We start from the raw sequence: 18,909 nt of genomic DNA on the forward strand, positions 1-18,909 counted from the left end.
CTGTTATAGCGGTCATGATTTTAATTGGGCATGTATTTTATCTGCCTGCCTATCTTCTGACGTCTCTTAATATAGAAGGGCAAACCCAGCTGTGGCTTCATAACCCAAATAGCGGAACCGTTCTCTTTCTGGCGAAACTAACAGCTGGATTTGTTTTATATGTAGTATCATTTCTAGTCGCATTTATTGTTGTGCTATGGGGACTAATGAATTCAGTGGATGGGGAAAGCCTGTTTAATTTAACCGGTGGGCCAGCTTTCAATATCACTTTAATTGGACTTGGAATTACGCTAGGCACTCTTTTCTTAGGAGTCTGGGTTTTATTTTATTGGTCCTTATTCCATTCTTTGAAAAAGGTACCATTCCTCCGATCCATCCGGTGGCCTATTGTGATAGGCACATGGCTTCTGATTACAACAGTCGGCAATTATGTGAGCAATCTTCCAGTTTATCAAAAACTTAAAAATATTGGAGTTTTTAAACTTGATACCTTCTCGCTAAAGTTTAAAGTAGGCAAATCTTCAGCTTCAGCTGGTTTTGTAGATACAGTTGAATTTTCAATCATGAATGGGATTATTTATACGGTGATAGTTTTTGCCGTGTTTTATGCTTCCGTATGGCTGCTCGAACGGAAAGTGGAGGTGTGATGATATGGGCGAAGAATTTCAAGCATCAAAGCCAATATATATGCAAATTGCTGACAAAATAAATCAGCAAATTATCCGGGGCGAATTATTGCCGGGAAACAAGCTCCCTTCCGTTCGGGAAATGGCGGTGCAAACAGGAGTGAATCCAAATACGATTCAAAGAACATACAGTGAATTGGAGAGGATGGAAATCGTGGAAACGAAACGAGGACAAGGAACGTTTGTTACAGAGAATGAAGGGATGATTCATCAATTAAAACTCGTTATGCAAATGGACATCATTGAATCGTTTGTTAAAAATATGAAAGAACTTGGACTTACAGAAGAGGATATGGTCTCTGGCTTAAAAAGATACTTTAATGGAAAGCGAGAGATGTAAGATGATCGAGTTCCAGAATATTACTAAAAAATATGGTCGGGATTCAGGATTAGAGGATGTATCCTTCACGCTAGAAAGAGGGAAAATTTATGGATTAATCGGTCCAAACGGAAGCGGAAAATCAACCACATTAAAAATAATAGCCGGCCTCGTACATCCATCTAAGGGTACAGTTCTAGTTAAAGGAACAGCAGTCGATAGAAGAATCGCTAAAGAGGTTGCTTATTTATCCGAACTAGATATGTTCTATCAGCCTTTTAATGTGAAAGATATGATTGATTTTTATGCCTCTCAGTTTGAGGATTTTCGAATAGATCGTGCGAACGAATTACTAACATTTATGAAGCTGGATCCTGATAAAAAGCTGAAACAATTGTCAAAAGGTAATCGGGGCCGATTGAAACTTGTGCTCGCACTGGCTAGAGAGACCTCTGTTTTGCTATTAGATGAGCCTTTTTCAGGTCTTGACCCAATGGTAAGAGATTCGATTGTAAAAGGTTTACTATCCTATATTGATTTTGAAAATCAGACAGTTGTTATTGCGACCCATGAAATTGATGAGATCGAGCCGCTTTTGGATGAGGTGCTTGCTATAAAAGATGGAAAAATCATTGATCAGAAAAATGTTGAGAATTTAAGAGAAACGAAAGGATTATCTATTATTCAGTGGATGAAGGAGACTTTTAAAGAATGAGAAAAGAAAAATTAATGGATACCCTCGTGGAAATTCAAAATGTAACAAAAATAATAAAGGGCAGAACGATTATTGATTCCCTTAGCTTTAACGTCAATAAAGGGGAGGTATTTGGCTTTCTTGGCCCAAATGGAGCAGGAAAAACAACGACAATTCGAATGATTGTCGGTTTGATAGGAATGACTTCCGGTGATATTAAAATTCTCGGTCACAGTATTCAATCAGATTTTGAGAAGGCGATTAAACATGTAGGAGGTATTGTTGAAAATCCAGAAATGTATAAGTTTATGAGCGGATATCAAAATCTTGTTCATTTTGCCAGGATGTCCCAGGGGGTTACAAAAGAAAAAATAGCTGAAACGGTAGAGTTCGTTGGACTAACAGACCGAATTCATGACAAGGTAAAAACATATTCACTAGGTATGAGGCAGCGCCTTGGCTTGGCGCAGTGCCTTTTGCATGATCCGAAAATCTTAATTCTTGATGAACCGACAAATGGTTTGGACCCTGCTGGTATCCGCGAAATCAGGGATCATGTTAGAAAGCTGGCGAGAGAAAGGGATATGGCAGTCATCGTATCTAGCCATTTGTTATCGGAAATGGAAATGATGTGTGACCGAATTGGAATCATTCAACAAGGAAAGCTCATTGATGTTCAGCTTATGACTGATTTTGTTCAGGGGACTGAGAAAATTTATGAAATTGAGGTAGAAGAAAAAGAGCATGCTGGACGAATCGTTAAAGAGATGCATCCTGACAGTAAAGTTCAACTAACTGAAAATGGGGTTGCTTTGCCACTTAAGAAGGAGAAAGTACCTGAAGTAATAAAAAGACTTGTTAACAATGATATACAGATATATGGAGTGAAGGAAGTAACGAAGACTTTAGAAGATCGTTTCCTTGAGGTTACTTCACAAAAGGGGGATCTTGTTCATGATTAAACTGATTCAAAATGAATGGATGAAAATATTTAGAAGAACGGGAACGTATGTCATGATCGGGCTGCTCCTATTCGTATTAACTGTGATGGGCGGCTTTATTAAATACCAGGACAGCAAAGGAAGTGTTCCGGATAATACGGACTGGAAAAAAGGTCTTCAAGTACAGAATGAAAGCTATCAAAAAGAATTAACTGAAATGGGGGATGCGATTCCTCAAGAAGTAAAAATTAGCTATGAAAGAGAAATTGCTATTAACCAATACAGAATCGAAAATGATATATCGCCAAATGAAGAGTATTCAGTCTGGGGATTCTTAGCAGATACATCACAAATGATTGAATTTGCTGGTCTGTTCACAATCATTATTGCTGCGGGAATTGTTGCCAGTGAATTTAACTGGGGAACGATCAAGCTGCTTTTAATAAGACCGATCAAACGAGGAAAAATATTGGCGGCAAAGTATTTAACAGTCTTGCTATTTGGCTTGTTCATGCTTTTCATCCTGTTTGCTTTTTCAGGGATACTTGGAATGGTTCTCTTTGGTTTCCCTAATGATCCAGTACCATATTTGAATTATTATGACGGTTCTATAACGGAGCAGAGCATGCTTCTGCATCTAATTAATTACTTCGGACTAAAATCGATTAATATGATTATGCTGGCAACAATGGCATTCATGATATCTGCTGCATTTAGAAACAGCTCCTTAGCAATCGGTTTGTCCCTTTTCCTTATGTTCATGGGCGGCCAGATGACAAGGCTAATTGCAATCAAATATGAATGGGCGAAATATATTCTTTTTGCAAATACGGATTTGCTTCAATACTTTGAGGGAGCTCCGATGGTAGAGGGGATGACACTTGGCTTCTCAATCGTAATGATCATTGTTTACTTCCTGCTTTTTCAAGCAATTGCCTTTTACGTATTCAAAAAGAGGGATGTTGCTGCATAGAAAAAAGGATGGCAGCTGCCATCCTTTTTTTTATAATGTAGAAAAGTTTAACTTTTAGTGAGAAAATTTTTCTGCTCTAGCACTTTTTCTATTTCATTATCTTGCTATAAATTGTTGCTAGAGCCTGTTCGAATTTCCCAGTCTTCTTCGGCTCATAGTAGATTTTATTTTTCAAGCGGTCAGGCAAGTACTGCTGTTTCACCCAGCCGCCTTCGTAATCATGTGGATATTTATATTCGATTCCCCTGCCAAGCTCTTTAGCCCCTTTATAGTGAGCATCTTTTAGATGATCGGGAACTTCTCCACTTTTACCAGCCCTAATATCTGCTAAGGCCGCATCAATAGCAATGATCGCTGAATTGGATTTTGGTGACAAACATAATTCAATGACAGCATTTGCGAGCGGAATTCTTGCTTCAGGAAATCCGACCCGTTCGGCTGTTTCAATGGCAGCGAGTGTTCTTGCTCCAGCCTGGGGGGAAGCTAATCCAATATCCTCATAGGCTATCACAATCAATCTTCTTGCAATGCTTTGCAGATCTCCAGCTTCAATTAATCTTCCTAAATAATGCAATGCAGCATTTACATCACTGCCGCGAATCGATTTCTGGAAGGCGGAAAGTACATCATAATGTGCGTCCCCATCCTTGTCATGAGATAAACTCTTTCGCTGCATACACTCTTCGGCAGATGGCAAATCAATGCGGATAATGCCGGAATCGTCAGGCTCCGTAGATAAAACAGCTAGCTCTAATGCATTTAAAGAGCTTCGGACATCTCCATTAGAAGCCGTTGCAAAGTGTGTGAGTGCATCTTCGCTAATAGTAACATGCTTTTCTCCTAAACCATATTCACTATCTCCAAGCGCTCTTAAAAGAGCCTCTTTAATGTTGTCCACGGATAAAGGCTTTAATTCGAAAATTTGACAGCGGCTTCTGATTGCTGGATTGATGGCATGGTAAGGATTGCTAGTTGTTGCCCCAATTAAAGTAATCATCCCATTTTCTAAATAGGGAAGCAGAAAATCTTGTTTTCCTTTATCCAGCCGGTGGACTTCATCAAGAAGAAGAATGACTTTCCCTGACATTTTTGCTTCTGCCGCAACGACTTCCATATCCTTTTTATTGTTTGTGACTGCATTGAGCGTGCGAAAAGCATAGCTTGTACTTCCCGCAATGGCACTTGCGATGGAGGTTTTGCCGATTCCAGGGGGACCATACAGGATCATCGAGGATAGCTGTTTGGCTTTTACCATCCGATGAATAATTTTGCCTTCGGCTACAAGATGCTCCTGACCAATGATCTCTTCAATGGACCTTGGCCGCATCCGAAAGGCCAATGGTTTAATACTCATGTATATCACTCCAAAACGTTCAAATGTTATTAAAATAAACATACCATATTCCATGTTCCGGCAAAATGATAATGCTGAGTAAATGTGATATAATTACAAAAGTCTATCTAATTACTAAGAATAAACCTTCATGGCGGGGAGATAAAGGGAATGTTTACGAAGAAAAGCGGTCAAGTTGGTGCGAGGTTTATTATGTATTTAACTGGTCTTCTCGTTATGAGCCTTGGAATTGTATTATTAATAATTGCCGATTTAGGAGCGACGCCCTGGGATGTTCTGCATGTTGGCCTATATTATCAGTTTGGGCTGACAATTGGAAGCTGGTCAGTAATTGTCGGCATTGTGATTTTGACCGTTGCATCACTTATCTCAAAAGAGTTTCCCAAAATGGGTGCCTTTTTAAATATGGTTTTGATTGGTGTTTTTATTGATCTTTATTTATTGCTGCCATTTATGGAGACTCCGTCTTTATTAGCTGGTAAAATCGTGATGTTTCTTTGCGGGATTGTAATTTATTGCTATGGAATGGGCATTTATATCTCAGCACAGTTTGGAGCAGGTCCACGAGACAGTCTGATGATTGCCTTAACATCGAGAACGGGGTGGAAGGTGGGCCGTGTTCGAAGCTGCATGGAAGTGATTGTCTTAATTATCGGCTGGCAGCTTGGTGGACCTGTTTTTTGGGGAACCGTGATCATTGGTTTGGCGATTGGGCCACTGGCAGGAAAGGCATTGCCGCAATGCCAAATGATAACCGACCGATTTTTAACAAGTTTGAAAAAGGAAGTATATACAACAATTGGTAAAGAGAAGGATAGAGGTGTCAGTTGATGAAAATATCGACAAAAGGAAGATATGGATTAACGATTATGATTGAATTAGCAAAAAAACATGGAGAAGGTCCGATCTCATTAAAGTTAATTGCGCAGACGAATAATTTGTCTGAGCATTATTTAGAACAGCTTATCGCCCCATTAAGAAATGCTGGTTTAGTAAAAAGCATTCGCGGTGCGTATGGTGGTTATGTGCTTGGAGATGATCCTTCAAAAATTACTGCCGGTGATATTATTCGTGTGCTGGAAGGGCCAATTAGCCCTGTCGAAGGTATTGAAGACGAGGAACCTGCTAAGAAACATCTTTGGATGCGTATTCGCGATGCTGTGAAAGATGTTTTAGACAATACAACGGTTGAAGATTTAGCTAACTATAACGATGATGGCGGTTCTGAGGGGTATATGTTTTACATTTAATCTGAACCGAGTTAGCGGCCTGTAAATAAGTAAAAGTGGCTGGTAAATTAGTAAAGGGGAACTGTAAAATATAAAACTGGTTTGTGAATTGAAAAAGTACAGTACATTTGTGATAAGATAATCAATTTCAGATAAGAAGGTGAATAAATTGGAACGGATTTACGTGGACCATGCAGCGACTTCGCCATTAAATCCAAAGGTGATTGAGAAAATGATGGAGGTCATGGGCTCAGAATTTGGCAATCCGTCAAGCATCCACCATTTTGGCCGCAGGGCCCGTCATATAATTGATGAAGCCCGCGCAGAATTAGCGAAAAGCATTCATGCCGAGCCAAACGAGATTATTTTTACAAGCGGAGGAACAGAAGCAGATAATCACGCAATTTTTGGGGTGGCGGAATCGTACGGAAAGCATGGAAAACATATAATTACTACGCAAATAGAGCATCATGCGGTTCTTCATGCCTGTCAGAAACTGGAGAAGCAAGGGTTTGAAATCACCTATCTGCCAGTCAACCAAGAAGGAAGAGTTGATGCGGCAGATGTTGAGAGAGCTTTAAGGGATGATACAATCCTCGTAACGATCATGTATGGCAACAATGAGGTCGGAACCATTCAGCCGATTAAAGAAATTGGGCAAATTCTTGCTGGACATTCGGCTATTTTTCATACAGATGCTGTCCAAGCATACGGATTGGAAAAAATAAATGTAAAAGAATCGGGCATTGATTTACTATCAGTTTCTGCTCATAAAATAAATGGCCCTAAAGGAATCGGGTTCTTGTATGCAAGCACAGATGTGAAGCTTCCTCCACGTTTATTTGGCGGAGAGCAGGAAAGAAAAAGGCGTGCAGGGACAGAAAATGTGCCCTCTATTGCCGGTTTTCTTGAGGCAGTCCGAATCAGTCAGCAGGAAATGGAAAACAAGGTAATAGAGTATCAGGGATTCAAAGCTGCTTTTCTAAAAATACTAACAGAAAATCAAATTGCATATAGACAGAACGGATCACTTGATTATTCATTGCCCCATGTTTTAAACTTAAGCTTTCCTGGAACAAATGTGGAGGCTATGCTTGTCAATTTAGATTTGGCAGGTATTGCGGCATCGAGCGGGTCCGCTTGTACAGCAGGTTCTATTGATCCGTCCCATGTGCTTGTTGCCATGTTTGGTCAAGGTGACGATCGTCTGCAAAATTCAATCCGTTTTAGTTTTGGGCTTTACAATACGTTAGAGCAGATTGAAAAAGCAGCGGAAGAAACGAGTAAAATCGTTAAGCGATTAACAAAATAGATTATTTTAATGAGAAACGTGGTGAAATGGAATGAATAAAGCACCAAAGGATACTCGAGTTGTTGTCGGGATGTCTGGTGGAGTCGATTCCTCGGTTGCTGCCCTTCTTCTTAAGGAGCAAGGCTATGATGTAATCGGCATTTTTATGAAAAACTGGGATGATACCGATGAAAATGGAGTCTGTACGGCTACAGAGGATTATGAAGATGTAATTCGTGTATGTAACCAAATCGGCATTCCTTATTATGCAGTTAATTTCGAGAAGCAATATTGGGATAAGGTCTTTACTTATTTCCTTGATGAATATAAGGCAGGAAGAACGCCAAACCCGGATGTGATGTGCAATAAAGAAATTAAATTTAAAGCATTTCTTGAGCATGCAATGAATCTTGGCGCAGACTATTTAGCTACAGGCCATTATGCAAGAGTGGAGCATCGTGATGGTGAGGTTAAAATGCTTCGTGGAATCGATGAAAATAAGGATCAGACGTATTTTTTAAACCAATTAAGCCAAGAACAGCTTGAAAAGGTCATGTTCCCAATCGGCAATATTGAAAAATCTAAAGTACGGGAACTCGCGGCTGCAGCTGGACTCGCTACGGCAACGAAGAAGGACAGTACAGGCATTTGTTTTATTGGCGAGCGGAATTTCAAAGAATTCTTAGGCAACTATTTGCCTGCGCAGCCTGGAAATATGGAAACCTTCGATGGGAAAGTAATGGGCAAGCATGATGGGCTTATGTATTATACAATTGGTCAGCGTCATGGGCTGGGCATTGGCGGCTCTGGAGAACCTTGGTTTGCGATTGGCAAGGACTTAAAGAAAAATGTTCTTTATGTCGGACAAGGTTTTCATAATGAAAAGTTGTATTCACATGCGATTACAGCGGTGAATGTCAGTTGGGTATCAAATGACGAGAAACCGAAAACATTTGAATGTACTGCGAAATTTAGATATCGTCAACCTGATAATAAAGTAACCGTTGAGCTATTGGATGACAATAAAGTGAGAGTTGTTTTTGATGAACCGATTCGTGCGATTACACCTGGGCAAGCAGTCGTTTTCTACAATGGGGACGAGTGTCTTGGCGGGGGAACGATTGATGAAGTATTTAAAGACGGAAAACGACTAGATTATGTTGGATAAATAGGCTGCCTCAATTCTATTAATTAGAGTTGAGGCTTCTTCATGATTCAGAAATTATATCCTTTGCACTTTGGAAAGTGTCTAGCTACAGTCAAACTTCAGGTCTTTTCCGCTACGATTGCGTCAACATCGGCACACATACGCTCACCGTGTTTCCTATATCTCAGTCGAAAACCTTCTGCGTTTGTACGGCGATGAGCAAGGCGCTTCCGCTTTTCTTATATGTCTAGCTCCAGCGCCTATCGCCTATCAAACTTCAGGTCTCCTCCCTACGATAAGTCAACATCGGCTCGCATACGCTCACCGTGTTTCCTATATCTCAGTCGAAAACCTTCTGCGTTTGTACGGCGATGAGCAAGGCGCTTCCGCTTTTCTTATGCTATAATTTTGAAATAAGAATGGAGTGAACATAGATGGATCATAACCAAATTGGTATTCAATATATGCAAGAAGGAAAATGGGAAGAAGCAGCTAAGACTTTTATGGAAGCGATTGAACAAAACCCAACAGATCCCGTTTCTTATATTAACTTCGGCAATGTTCTTTCTGCTGTTGGTGAGGTTGAAAAGGCTTTAAAGTTTTATGAAAAAGCGATTGAGCTGGATGAAAATGCTGCCGCTGCCTATTATAGTGCAGGTAATTTATATTATGAGCTTCAAAAATTTGAACAAGCCAAAAAAATGTTTGAGACTGCAATGAAAAAAGGGTTGGAGTCAGGTGATAATTACTTTATGCTTGGACTGACATTAGTTGCACTTGAACAAGGAAAATTAGCTCTTCCATACCTCCAAAGAAGCACTGAGCTAAATCTTAATGATGCTGAAGCGTTTTTTCAGTATGGTTTATGTTTAGCCCAACATAATTTTGTAGACGAATCTATTATACATTTAGAAAAATGTATTAAGATTGATTCTAAACATGCGGATGCCTATTATAATCTTGGTGTTGCTTATGGTTATAAAGAAGAAGTAGAAAAAGCTCTTGAGTATTTCAATCAGGCATTAGAGATCCAACCGGATCATTTACTTGCCGGTTATGGAAAAAAGCTAATTGAAAAAGGAAATTCCGACATCCAATAATTTGCATGTATCAAGAGGGAGAGGGGGAAAAATGATGGAGAAACAGGACTCCTTAGACTTATTTGCCGAACAAGGAACATATATAAAGGGAAAGCATCTAGTCACAATATTTCATAATGATCAAAACCTATATTCGGTTATACGCATTCGTGTAGAGGAAACGAATGATCAGTATGAGGACAAAGAAGCCGTGGTGACTGGTTATTTTCCAAAGATGTATGAACAGGAAACGTATATTTTTTATGGAGAATTAAAAGAACACCCGAAATTCGGAGTCCAGTTTCAGGCCAATCATTATCGCAAGGACATCCCTCAGACAAAACCAGGTGTCGTAAATTATTTATCAAGTGAGCTGTTTAAAGGAATAGGGAAGAAAACCGCAGAAAGTATCGTTGAAACATTAGGAGAAAATGCGATTTCAAGAATTCTTAACCAGCCTTCTTTGCTTGAGCAAATTCCTAAACTTCCACCGGAAAAAGCCAAAAACTTATATGATACATTAATGGAGCATCAAGGTCTTGAACAGGCAATGATTGCTTTGAATCAATATGGGTTTGGTCCACAGTTATCCATGAAGATCTATCAGGCTTACAAAGAGCAAACGATAGATGTTGTTCAAAATAATCCGTATAAGCTAGTCGAGGATATTGAAGGAATTGGTTTTGGCAGAGCAGATGAATTAGGCTATCAGATAGGGATTTCAGGAAGTCATCCAGATAGGATTAGAGCGGCTTGTTTGTACATACTTGAAACGGATAGCATGCAGGCGGGACATGTATTCACGGAGGCAAAAGCACTATTGCCTAGTGTGAAAAAGCTTCTCGAAGAAAATAAGCGTGATCATATTGAGTTCGAAAGCATTTCCCAAGAAATCGTCAAGCTTGGGGAAGAGGGGAAAATAATGATTGAAGAGCAGCGATTGTATATGCCTTCCCTTTATTTTTCTGAAAAAGGATTAGTAACCAATATTAAGCGGGTATTAAAGCAAACGCAATATAAAGATCAGTTTCCAGAGTCAGAATTTCTGCTCGCATTAGGAAAATTAGAAGAGCGGTTAAAGGTACAGTATGCGCCGACTCAAAAAGACGCGATCCAAACGGCTTTAATGTCGCCAATGCTCATCTTAACTGGTGGCCCAGGTACAGGAAAAACAACAGTTATCAAAGGAATTGTTGAATTATATGGGGATTTGCATGGCTGTTCATTAGATCCAAAGGATTATAAAAAGGAAGAACCTTTTCCGTTTATCCTAGCAGCTCCGACTGGCAGGGCAGCCAAAAGAATGACTGAGTCGACAGGCTTACCTGCAGTTACGATTCATAGACTTCTTGGATGGAATGGAACGGAAGGGTTTGATCGGCATGAAGAAAATCCGTTAGAAGGTAAAATTATCATTGTCGATGAAACATCGATGGTCGATATTTGGCTCGCCAATCAGCTTTTTAAAGCGATTCCGGACAATATGCAAGTAATTTTAGTAGGGGATGAAGATCAGCTGCCATCGGTTGGCCCAGGGCAGGTGTTAAAGGACTTGCTTTGTTCAGAACGTATCCCAACAGTTAAATTAACGGATATATACAGGCAGGCAGAAGGTTCATCCATAATTGAGCTTGCACATGAAATGAAAAAAGGCAGGCTTCCAGCCAATATTTCCGCCCAGCAGGCGGATCGATCTTTTATTAAATGTCATCCTGGGCAAATCGCAACAGCGATTGAAAAAGTTGTTTTAAATGCCAAGAAGAAGGGCTATACAGCAAAGGATATTCAAGTACTCGCACCGATGTATAAGGGACCCGCTGGAATAGACCGTTTAAATGAAATTATCCAAGAAATATTTAATCCAAATGACGGATCACGGAAAGAACTAGCTTTCGGCGATGTGAAATATCGAATTGGCGATAAAGTTCTTCAATTAGTAAATCAGCCTGAAAACCATGTTTTTAATGGGGATATGGGTGAAATAGTTTCGATTTTTTATGCGAAAGAAAATACGGAGAAGCAAGACATGGTCGTCGTCTCATTTGACGGTGCAGAAGCAACCTACACCAAACAAGATTTAAATCAAATTACACATGCTTATTGCTGCTCTGTGCATAAATCGCAGGGAAGTGAATTCCCTATTGTTATTCTTCCTGTGGTTAAGAGCTATTATCGTATGCTGCGAAGAAATTTACTATATACTGCCATTACACGCAGTAAACAGTTTCTTATCCTATGTGGGGAAGAAGAAGCCTTGAAGATAGGTGTCGAAAGAGCAGACGAGCAATCACGGCTAACAAGTCTGACAGAAAAGCTAAAAGAAGCGATTGCAGAAAACACTACTAAAGAAAAAGAACTCGAATCTAATGCAGCTCCTCTAACCTATGAAGAGGAATTAATGAATATCGACCCGTTAATTGGTATGGAAAATATAACGCCGTATGATTTTATGGAATTAGAAAATACCTAAAAAGACAGCCAATTAAGGCTGTCTTTTTAGATGGCTTTTCCTAAAAAAATCTTGTTTGGAATGCCAAAAAGCTTGGTTGATTGTGCGGAAGTCAATCGCTACTATCAATACTTTAAGGAAAGAAATGAGGTATTTATATGGGAAAATGGAATCAAGAAGCAGCTCCTAATAATAATTTAAGCTCAGCCCAAATTCAAACATCCAACCTTATTAATAAGAAGCAGGAGCATGAGTTTTCCGAAGAGCTTTCTGATGGCGGTGAAAGGAACGAAAGATTTAACAAACCAAGATACAATAAACGTTAATCATCTTTTTGCTGGTGGGAATGGAAAGCGTTTCACGTTATTTTTTATTATAGATGTAGCAAACTAAGAATGTTCCGGGAAGGTGGGACAAACTTTTGCGGACATTTTCATTATTAAAAGGACTCCCAGTAATTGAATTAAGCAGCGGGGCCAAAATTGGCGAGGTTTGTGATATTTGTATATCAGGCAGTGGGGTAGTAAAAAGCTTGCTCGTTCGAAAAGGAGCTTTGCTGAAAAAAATGTTTCATTTGAATGTTCAAGATGTATCCTCTTTCGGATGGGATGGAGTCATGATCGAGAACCAATCGATTCTGATACCAGTTAAAAAGTCACATGAATTTACCTTTGAAGGAAGAAATCGCTTAACTGGTAAAACGATTATGACAAGCGAGGGTGAGCGGCTTGGGTTATTAGAAGATGTATATTTTCAGGAAGAAGTGGGGACAATTGTAGGGTATGAATTATCGGATGGGTTCTTTTCAGATATGCTGGAAGGAAAACGCGTAATCAAAACCGAATTGCCCCCAGCAATTGGTAAGGACACCATCATCGTAAATGTTAAAGAGTGAGGTGTCTTTTCCATGCTGAAATGTCCCAACTGCCAGAGCAAAGATATCGGGAAAATTGGAATAAGCCAATATTATTGCTGGAGCTGTTTTATCGAGCTTTCTTTATCCAAAGGTGTGATAAATACACATCAGGTGGAAGAAGACGGAACATTGAGTTCGCTTGATGATTTGTTTGAAGAAGACGAACGCCGCTACCTTTTATAATTTATAAAAAAATCGAGGTGAAACAAATGAATCGAGTGTTAACCTCAGCGCTTGTTTTTGGTGCAGGTATGGCCGCTTATGGCCTTGCCCAAAGAAATAATCTTATGTCTGGACGGCAAAGAAAAAAAATACAAAAACGAATAACAAAGGCTTTGTTTTAAAAAATAGGGGCTGACATCATTTTGGGTGTCAGCCCTTTTTGCATAAATCCAAAAGTATACACTCACAATAAGAGAGGGGGGAACAGTGTGGATATTCGATTAAAATGGTTTTACCGATTGGGATTTCTCCTTTTATTATTTATTGTTTTATTTGTTTTTTTAAAGCTTCAACAACTATGGATGCCTATGTTAAAGATTATTTTTGCTGTCTTTTTTCCTTTTATCATTGGTGCCTTTATCACCTATTTGCTTCATCCGATCGTTAAAAAGCTCCATGAAAGTGGAGTAAACAAAGGAGTTGCCGTTTTTTGTATTTATATTCTATTTTTCGGAGGAATGGGTTTTGCATTCTACAAAGGAATACCAGCATTTATTCATCAATTAAGAGACTTAACGGAAAATGCCCCGCAATTTGCGAATCAATACAGAGAGTGGATCGAAATCATTCAGCATAAAACCTCCACTTGGCCGGATGGATTACAAACAAGAATTGATGATGGGATCTTGGCTATGGAATCAGCATTAGATAAGCTGCTTTCGAAAAGTATAAACATCTTAATAAGTATTTTAAACTATTCCTTAATCATCGCCATTATTCCTTTTATTTCTTTTTACATGTTAAAGGATTATGAATTAATGAAACGAACTGTGTGGTATTTAACTCCGAGAAGGTGGAGACAGGAAGGGATTCTCTTTTTGCGTGATGTTGATAAATCATTAGGAAGCTATATTAGGGGACAGCTTTTAGTTTGTGTGATCATTGGTGCCATTTCTGCCTTGCTATTTTGGATAGTCGGGATAAAATATCCACTACTGCTTGGCCTGTTAATTGGTGTTACAAATGTTATTCCCTATTTTGGACCAATTATTGGGGCTATCCCAGCTGTAATTATCGCTTCCACCATGTCAGTAAAATTGATTATCATCTCCGTCGTTATCGTTTTTGTTCTCCAATTTATTGAAGGCAATATTTTGTCACCATTCATTGTTGGCAAGAGTTTGCATATGCATCCGCTCGTTATCATGTTCGCTCTCCTTGCTGGAGGAGAAGCGGGTGGAGTGATTGGACTAATCATTGCAGTTCCTATTCTAGCGATAATCAAGGTGAGCCTTATTCATGCAAGATTCCATTTTATAAAAGGACCGAACCCAAAATTCAAACGTTCTTGACAAATCCATTTTGAACTCGCTATAATTCGACTATAATCAAAACTATAAATGTAACATGAAGAAGGAACGAGTATGTTATAGTCCATCTAATTGTCTAGCTACAGTGCCTAACTCCTCTTTGGTCTAAGCTAATCCGCGGTTAAAGAACAACCTTCCAGCCGGATTGTCTTATGCTTGTCGAGGCCGCCTAAGGCACTTACGCATATGGTCAGAGAGGGAGTTCCTAGGCTGGAAGAATTCCTAGATGAAGGATAACAGAACGCTAATCCGGAGTGCAGCTAATTCCTGCCGTCTATCCGCGTTAAGGATTTGAGAGATGAATAGAAAGCATCTGTTATTTGACGCTTTTCTATTCAAATCAGGGTGGTACCACGAGATAGCTCTTCGTCCCTGTCCGGGAGGAGGGCTTTTTTTTATGTAAAAGTAAATGATTGGTCAGCGTATTGAATACCTTTATGTGGATTGACTTTTACCATACTTGGTTTAAGCAGAAATATTAATTGTATTGAAAGTAAAAATAGGAGGCTATATACATGAAACAATTAACTGGATCAGAAATTCGTCGTTTGTTTTTAGAGTTTTTTAAAGAAAAAGGACATGCCATCGAGCCGAGTGCTTCACTCGTCCCGCATGAAGATCCTTCCTTGCTTTGGATTAATAGTGGTGTGGCAACATTAAAAAAGTATTTTGACGGTCGTGTGATTCCTGAAAACCCAAGAATTACGAATGCTCAAAAGTCTATCCGGACAAATGATATTGAGAATGTAGGTAAAACAGCACGCCATCATACTTTCTTTGAAATGCTTGGCAACTTTTCAATTGGCGATTATTTTAAAGAAGAAGCAATTGAATGGGCTTGGGAATTTCTTACGGATGAGAAATGGATTGGTTTTGATAAGGAAAAATTATCGGTTACCATCCATCCAGAGGACAATGAGGCATTTGACATTTGGCGTCAAAAAATTGGCGTGCCTGAGGAAAGAATCATTCGACTGGAGGGAAACTTCTGGGACATTGGTGAAGGCCCAAGTGGTCCAAATACAGAGATTTTCTATGATCGTGGACCTGAGTATGGGGACGACATTAATGATCCAGAGTTATATCCTGGTGGAGAAAATGATCGATATTTAGAAGTATGGAATCTAGTGTTCTCAGAATTTAATCATAATCCTGATGGCACGTATACTCCGCTACCGAAAAAGAACATTGATACGGGAATGGGACTTGAACGAATGGCTTCAGTCGTACAAAATGTGCCGACAAACTTTGATACAGATTTATTTATGCCGATTATACATGGAACAGAAAAGATTTCAGGAGAAAAATACGGTGTGAATAAAGAAATTGATGTGGCATTTAAGGTGATTGCTGACCATATTCGTACAGTTGCCTTTGCGGTTGGTGATGGAGCGCTTCCATCTAATGAAGGACGAGGCTACGTATTACGTCGATTGCTGCGCAGAGCTGTACGCTATGCAAAGCAAATTAATATTAACCGTCCATTTATGTACGAGCTAGTCCCTGTTGTTGGCGAGATTATGAATGACTTTTACCCAGAAGTAAAAGAAAAAACAGAATTCATTCAAAAAGTAATTAAAAATGAAGAAGAGCGTTTCCATGAAACTTTACATGATGGCTTAGCGATCCTTTCATCTGTCATTAAAAAGGAAAAAGCGGCTGGAAATGATACGATTCAAGGAGAAGATGTCTTCCGTCTGTATGATACGTATGGATTCCCTGTTGAATTAACAGAAGAATACGCAGAAGAAGAAGCCATGAAAGTTGATCATGAGGGCTTCGAAAGAGAGATGGAACTTCAGCGTGAACGGGCGCGAGCAGCTAGACAGGACGTTGATTCCATGCAAGTCCAAGGTGGTGTGCTAGGAGAAATTAAAGTTGAAAGCAAGTTTGTCGGCTATGATTCCCTTGTAACTGATTCGAAAATTGCATCGATTATTAAAGATGGACAATCAGTATCTTCAGCAGAAGCTGGTGAAGAAGTACAGCTGATTTTGGATATCACACCATTCTATGCTGAAAGCGGCGGACAAATTGCTGACCAAGGTTTGTTAGAGGCTGAAGGACTAAGAGTAGCAATAAAGGATGTTCAAAAGGCGCCTAATGGGCAGAATCTTCACCGTGCAGTAGTAGAAATAGGAAGCTTAACAATGGATCAGCAAGTAAAAGCGACAGTGAACGAATCAATCCGCTCTAAAGTAATTAAAAACCATACTGCAACACATTTGCTGCATCAAGCGTTAAAGGATGTGCTTGGAACGCATGTAAATCAAGCTGGGTCGCTTGTTGAACCAGATCGTTTACGTTTTGATTTCTCTCATTTTGGTCAGATTACTTCTGAGGAATTAGAAAAAATCGAGAGCATTGTGAATGAGAAAATTTGGCGCACCCTTGATGTGAACATTGACTATAAAAATATTGAAGAAGCAAAAGCAATGGGTGCGATGGCATTGTTCGGTGAAAAATACGGGAAGATCGTCCGTGTTGTTCAAGTTGGCGATTATAGCCTAGAGCTTTGCGGCGGATGTCACGTACCTAATACGTCGACAATTGGATTATTTAAAATCGTATCTGAGAGCGGAATTGGAGCTGGCACTCGTCGGATTGAAGCCGTTACTGGTGAGGCAGCATATCAATTATTAAATGATCAAATTGGCATTCTTAAAGAAGCTGCAGCAAAAATAAAGGCGAACCCGAAGGAATTAGCTTCAAGAATTGAGACTTTACTCGGAGAAATGAAGCAGCTTCAGCGTGAAAATGAATCATTAGCAGCAAAATTGGGTAATATTGAAGCTAGCAGCCTTGTCTCAAATACGAAAGAAGTCAATGGAGTAACTGTATTATCAGCAAAAGTTGCTGCGACAGATATGAATAATCTGCGCAATATGGCAGATGACTTAAAGAATAAGCTTGGCTCAGCAGTCGTTGTTCTTGGCAGTGTGAATGAAGGCAAAGTTAATTTAATTGCCGGTGTAACAAATGATTTGATTGAAAAAGGTTACCACGCTGGAAAGATTATTAAGGAAGTAGCTACACGATGCGGAGGAGGGGGCGGAGGCCGTCCAGATATGGCACAAGCTGGCGGAAAAGACCCGGAAAAGCTCGAAAGTGCATTGAATTTTGTTGAAGAATGGGTCAAATCCATTTGATAACACAACAAAGTAGTGTAGAATGAAAGAAAAGCGGAATCGGCTTGTTCAGGGGCGACAAGCATAAGACAAATCGGCAGGAAGGTTGTACTTTAACCTTCTTGTCGAGATGGCTTATGACCTCGAGCCCCTAGTCGATGGAGCTGGACAAAGAAAAGCGGAAGGCGATTGTTTATCGGCGACAAGCATAAGGCGAGCCGGCAAGGAGGTTGTATTTTAACCTTCTGGACGGATTGACTTATGACCTCGAGCCGATAGCGCCTGTAGCTGGACAAAGAAAAGCGGAAGGCGATTGTTCATCGGCGACAAGCATAAGGCGAGCCGGCAAGGAGGTTGTATTTTAACCTTCTGGACGGATTGACTTATGACCTCGAGCCGATAGCGCCTGTAGCTGGACAAAGAAAAGCGGAATCGGCTTGTACTAGGCCCCGCTTAACGCTCAATCAAAAAAGAGGTGTAAAGTATGAGCTCATTTGATAAAACAATGAGGTTTAATTTTCCTGAAGAGCCAATCGAGCATGATGTTAATCAAGTGTTATTACAAGTGTACGAAGCTCTTCAAGATAAAGGGTATAACCCAATCAACCAAATTGTTGGTTACCTTCTTTCTGGGGATCCTGCGTACATCCCCCGTCATAAGGATGCACGTAACATTATCCGCAAACTTGAAAGGGACGAAATCATCGAAGAGCTTGTTAAATCATACTTGAAGCAGCAGCGAAAGGGATAATATATGCGGACGATGGGATTGGATGTCGGCTCAAAAACGGTCGGCGTAGCGCTAAGCGATGCACTTGGCTGGACAGCGCAAGGATTAGAAACCATAAAGATTAACGAAGAAGAAAATGACTTTGGTTTCGAGCAAATAGGAAAGATTATAAAAGATCATGAGGTAAGTAAAATTGTTGTCGGTTTACCAAAGAATATGAATGGATCAATTGGTCCGCGTGGAGAAGCCAATCAAAAGTTTGCTGCTGAGCTTGAAAGGCTTTATCACTTGCCTGTCATATTATGGGATGAGCGTTTGTCAACCGTAGCTGCTGAAAGGGTTTTACTTGAAGCGGACGTTAGCCGTAAAAAAAGAAAAAAGGTCATTGATAAAATGGCTGCCGTTATGATCTTACAGGGCTATTTAGATAGCAAAAATTAA

At 39.8% G+C, this 18,909-nt stretch carries 20 protein-coding genes; 19 read left to right on the forward strand and 1 reads right to left on the reverse strand.

Annotation, left to right across the window (positions count from 1 at the left end; all coding sequences use genetic code 11):
• The 5 genes from RUH74_RS19710 to RUH74_RS19730 form a co-directional block, all read left to right on the forward strand.
• On the forward strand, positions 1-647 hold a 647-nt coding region (locus tag RUH74_RS19710), incomplete at its 5' end, for a hypothetical protein (RefSeq protein WP_313803140.1).
• Between the two features lie 4 nt (positions 648-651).
• The gene (locus RUH74_RS19715) at positions 652-1,026 is read left to right on the forward strand and encodes a GntR family transcriptional regulator (protein ID WP_313803142.1); all 375 of its coding nucleotides are present in this window, start codon (positions 652-654) and stop codon (positions 1,024-1,026) included.
• A 1-nt stretch (position 1,027) separates the two neighbouring features.
• On the forward strand, positions 1,028-1,720 hold the full coding sequence (locus tag RUH74_RS19720; protein WP_313803144.1) for an ABC transporter ATP-binding protein: 693 nt from the start codon (positions 1,028-1,030) through the stop codon (positions 1,718-1,720).
• 14 nt (positions 1,721-1,734) lie between these two features.
• Positions 1,735-2,661 (forward strand): ABC transporter ATP-binding protein, encoded by a 927-nt coding sequence (locus RUH74_RS19725; protein WP_313803207.1) that lies wholly within the window; start codon positions 1,735-1,737, stop codon positions 2,659-2,661.
• On the forward strand, positions 2,654-3,613 hold the full coding sequence (locus RUH74_RS19730; RefSeq protein ID WP_313803146.1) for an ABC transporter permease: 960 nt from the start codon (positions 2,654-2,656) through the stop codon (positions 3,611-3,613). Before RUH74_RS19725 ends, RUH74_RS19730 begins: the two co-directional genes overlap by 8 nt.
• Positions 3,614-3,701: 88 nt before the next feature.
• Here RUH74_RS19730 and RUH74_RS19735 read toward each other — a convergent pair whose 3' ends face one another.
• Positions 3,702-4,967, reverse strand: coding sequence for a replication-associated recombination protein A (locus RUH74_RS19735; protein ID WP_313803148.1), 1,266 nt, complete (start codon positions 4,965-4,967; stop codon positions 3,702-3,704).
• 150 nt (positions 4,968-5,117) lie between these two features.
• Here RUH74_RS19735 and RUH74_RS19740 point away from each other — a divergent pair, with 150 nt between their 5' ends.
• The 14 genes from RUH74_RS19740 to ruvX all read left to right on the forward strand — a co-directional run bounded on the left by RUH74_RS19740 (position 5,118) and on the right by ruvX (position 18,909).
• Positions 5,118-5,798, forward strand: coding sequence for a YczE/YyaS/YitT family protein (locus tag RUH74_RS19740; RefSeq protein WP_313803150.1), 681 nt, complete (start codon positions 5,118-5,120; stop codon positions 5,796-5,798).
• Positions 5,798-6,217, forward strand: a complete 420-nt coding sequence (gene cymR, locus RUH74_RS19745) for a cysteine metabolism transcriptional regulator CymR (protein ID WP_313803151.1) — start codon at positions 5,798-5,800, stop codon at positions 6,215-6,217. The genes RUH74_RS19740 and cymR overlap by 1 nt, the downstream gene beginning before the upstream one ends.
• A 148-nt stretch (positions 6,218-6,365) precedes the next feature.
• Positions 6,366-7,508, forward strand: a complete 1,143-nt coding sequence (locus RUH74_RS19750) for a cysteine desulfurase family protein (protein ID WP_313803152.1) — start codon at positions 6,366-6,368, stop codon at positions 7,506-7,508.
• A gap of 31 nt (positions 7,509-7,539) precedes the next feature.
• The gene (gene mnmA / locus RUH74_RS19755; RefSeq protein WP_313803154.1) at positions 7,540-8,655 is read left to right on the forward strand and encodes a tRNA 2-thiouridine(34) synthase MnmA; all 1,116 of its coding nucleotides are present in this window, start codon (positions 7,540-7,542) and stop codon (positions 8,653-8,655) included.
• Positions 8,656-9,068: 413 nt separating this feature from the next.
• Positions 9,069-9,734, forward strand: a complete 666-nt coding sequence (locus RUH74_RS19760; RefSeq protein ID WP_313803156.1) for a tetratricopeptide repeat protein — start codon at positions 9,069-9,071, stop codon at positions 9,732-9,734.
• A 34-nt stretch (positions 9,735-9,768) separates the two neighbouring features.
• A complete protein-coding gene (gene recD2 / locus RUH74_RS19765) occupies positions 9,769-12,183 on the forward strand; it encodes an SF1B family DNA helicase RecD2 (RefSeq protein ID WP_313803209.1) in 2,415 nt (804 codons plus the stop codon).
• A gap of 137 nt (positions 12,184-12,320) precedes the next feature.
• Positions 12,321-12,488, forward strand: a complete 168-nt coding sequence (locus tag RUH74_RS19770) for a hypothetical protein (protein ID WP_313803158.1) — start codon at positions 12,321-12,323, stop codon at positions 12,486-12,488.
• A 95-nt stretch (positions 12,489-12,583) separates the two neighbouring features.
• Complete coding sequence (locus RUH74_RS19775; protein WP_313803160.1) at positions 12,584-13,057, forward strand: PRC-barrel domain-containing protein; 474 nt, start codon at positions 12,584-12,586, stop codon at positions 13,055-13,057.
• Between the two features lie 12 nt (positions 13,058-13,069).
• Complete coding sequence (locus RUH74_RS19780; RefSeq protein ID WP_053477116.1) at positions 13,070-13,261, forward strand: hypothetical protein; 192 nt, start codon at positions 13,070-13,072, stop codon at positions 13,259-13,261.
• 26 nt (positions 13,262-13,287) lie between these two features.
• Positions 13,288-13,422: a YrzQ family protein gene (locus RUH74_RS19785; RefSeq protein WP_313803163.1), complete on the forward strand. Its 135-nt coding sequence runs from the start codon at positions 13,288-13,290 to the stop codon at positions 13,420-13,422.
• Between the two features lie 87 nt (positions 13,423-13,509).
• The gene (locus RUH74_RS19790; protein ID WP_313803165.1) at positions 13,510-14,592 is read left to right on the forward strand and encodes an AI-2E family transporter; all 1,083 of its coding nucleotides are present in this window, start codon (positions 13,510-13,512) and stop codon (positions 14,590-14,592) included.
• 533 nt (positions 14,593-15,125) lie between these two features.
• Positions 15,126-17,759: an alanine--tRNA ligase gene (alaS, locus tag RUH74_RS19795; protein WP_313803167.1), complete on the forward strand. Its 2,634-nt coding sequence runs from the start codon at positions 15,126-15,128 to the stop codon at positions 17,757-17,759.
• A 463-nt stretch (positions 17,760-18,222) separates the two neighbouring features.
• Positions 18,223-18,489: an IreB family regulatory phosphoprotein gene (locus RUH74_RS19800; protein WP_313803169.1), complete on the forward strand. Its 267-nt coding sequence runs from the start codon at positions 18,223-18,225 to the stop codon at positions 18,487-18,489.
• Positions 18,490-18,492: 3 nt separating this feature from the next.
• A complete protein-coding gene (ruvX, locus tag RUH74_RS19805; protein ID WP_313803171.1) occupies positions 18,493-18,909 on the forward strand; it encodes a Holliday junction resolvase RuvX in 417 nt (138 codons plus the stop codon).

This window comes from Cytobacillus sp. (genome assembly GCF_032154635.1).
Classification (GTDB): Bacteria; Bacillota; Bacilli; order Bacillales; family Cytobacillaceae; genus Cytobacillus.

Coding starts and splice junctions, on each gene's coding strand:
- RUH74_RS19715 (WP_313803142.1), top strand. CDS start 652: ATGGGCGAAGAATTTCAAGCATCAAAGCCAATATATATGCAAATTGCT.
- RUH74_RS19720 (WP_313803144.1), top strand. CDS start 1,028: ATGATCGAGTTCCAGAATATTACTAAAAAATATGGTCGGGATTCAGGA.
- RUH74_RS19725 (WP_313803207.1), top strand. CDS start 1,735: ATGGATACCCTCGTGGAAATTCAAAATGTAACAAAAATAATAAAGGGC.
- RUH74_RS19730 (WP_313803146.1), top strand. CDS start 2,654: ATGATTAAACTGATTCAAAATGAATGGATGAAAATATTTAGAAGAACG.
- RUH74_RS19735 (WP_313803148.1), bottom strand. CDS start 4,967: ATGAGTATTAAACCATTGGCCTTTCGGATGCGGCCAAGGTCCATTGAA.
- RUH74_RS19740 (WP_313803150.1), top strand. CDS start 5,118: ATGTTTACGAAGAAAAGCGGTCAAGTTGGTGCGAGGTTTATTATGTAT.
- cymR (WP_313803151.1), top strand. CDS start 5,798: ATGAAAATATCGACAAAAGGAAGATATGGATTAACGATTATGATTGAA.
- mnmA (WP_313803154.1), top strand. CDS start 7,540: ATGAATAAAGCACCAAAGGATACTCGAGTTGTTGTCGGGATGTCTGGT.
- RUH74_RS19760 (WP_313803156.1), top strand. CDS start 9,069: ATGGATCATAACCAAATTGGTATTCAATATATGCAAGAAGGAAAATGG.
- recD2 (WP_313803209.1), top strand. CDS start 9,769: ATGGAGAAACAGGACTCCTTAGACTTATTTGCCGAACAAGGAACATAT.
- RUH74_RS19770 (WP_313803158.1), top strand. CDS start 12,321: ATGGGAAAATGGAATCAAGAAGCAGCTCCTAATAATAATTTAAGCTCA.
- RUH74_RS19780 (WP_053477116.1), top strand. CDS start 13,070: ATGCTGAAATGTCCCAACTGCCAGAGCAAAGATATCGGGAAAATTGGA.
- RUH74_RS19785 (WP_313803163.1), top strand. CDS start 13,288: ATGAATCGAGTGTTAACCTCAGCGCTTGTTTTTGGTGCAGGTATGGCC.
- alaS (WP_313803167.1), top strand. CDS start 15,126: ATGAAACAATTAACTGGATCAGAAATTCGTCGTTTGTTTTTAGAGTTT.
- RUH74_RS19800 (WP_313803169.1), top strand. CDS start 18,223: ATGAGCTCATTTGATAAAACAATGAGGTTTAATTTTCCTGAAGAGCCA.
- ruvX (WP_313803171.1), top strand. CDS start 18,493: ATGCGGACGATGGGATTGGATGTCGGCTCAAAAACGGTCGGCGTAGCG.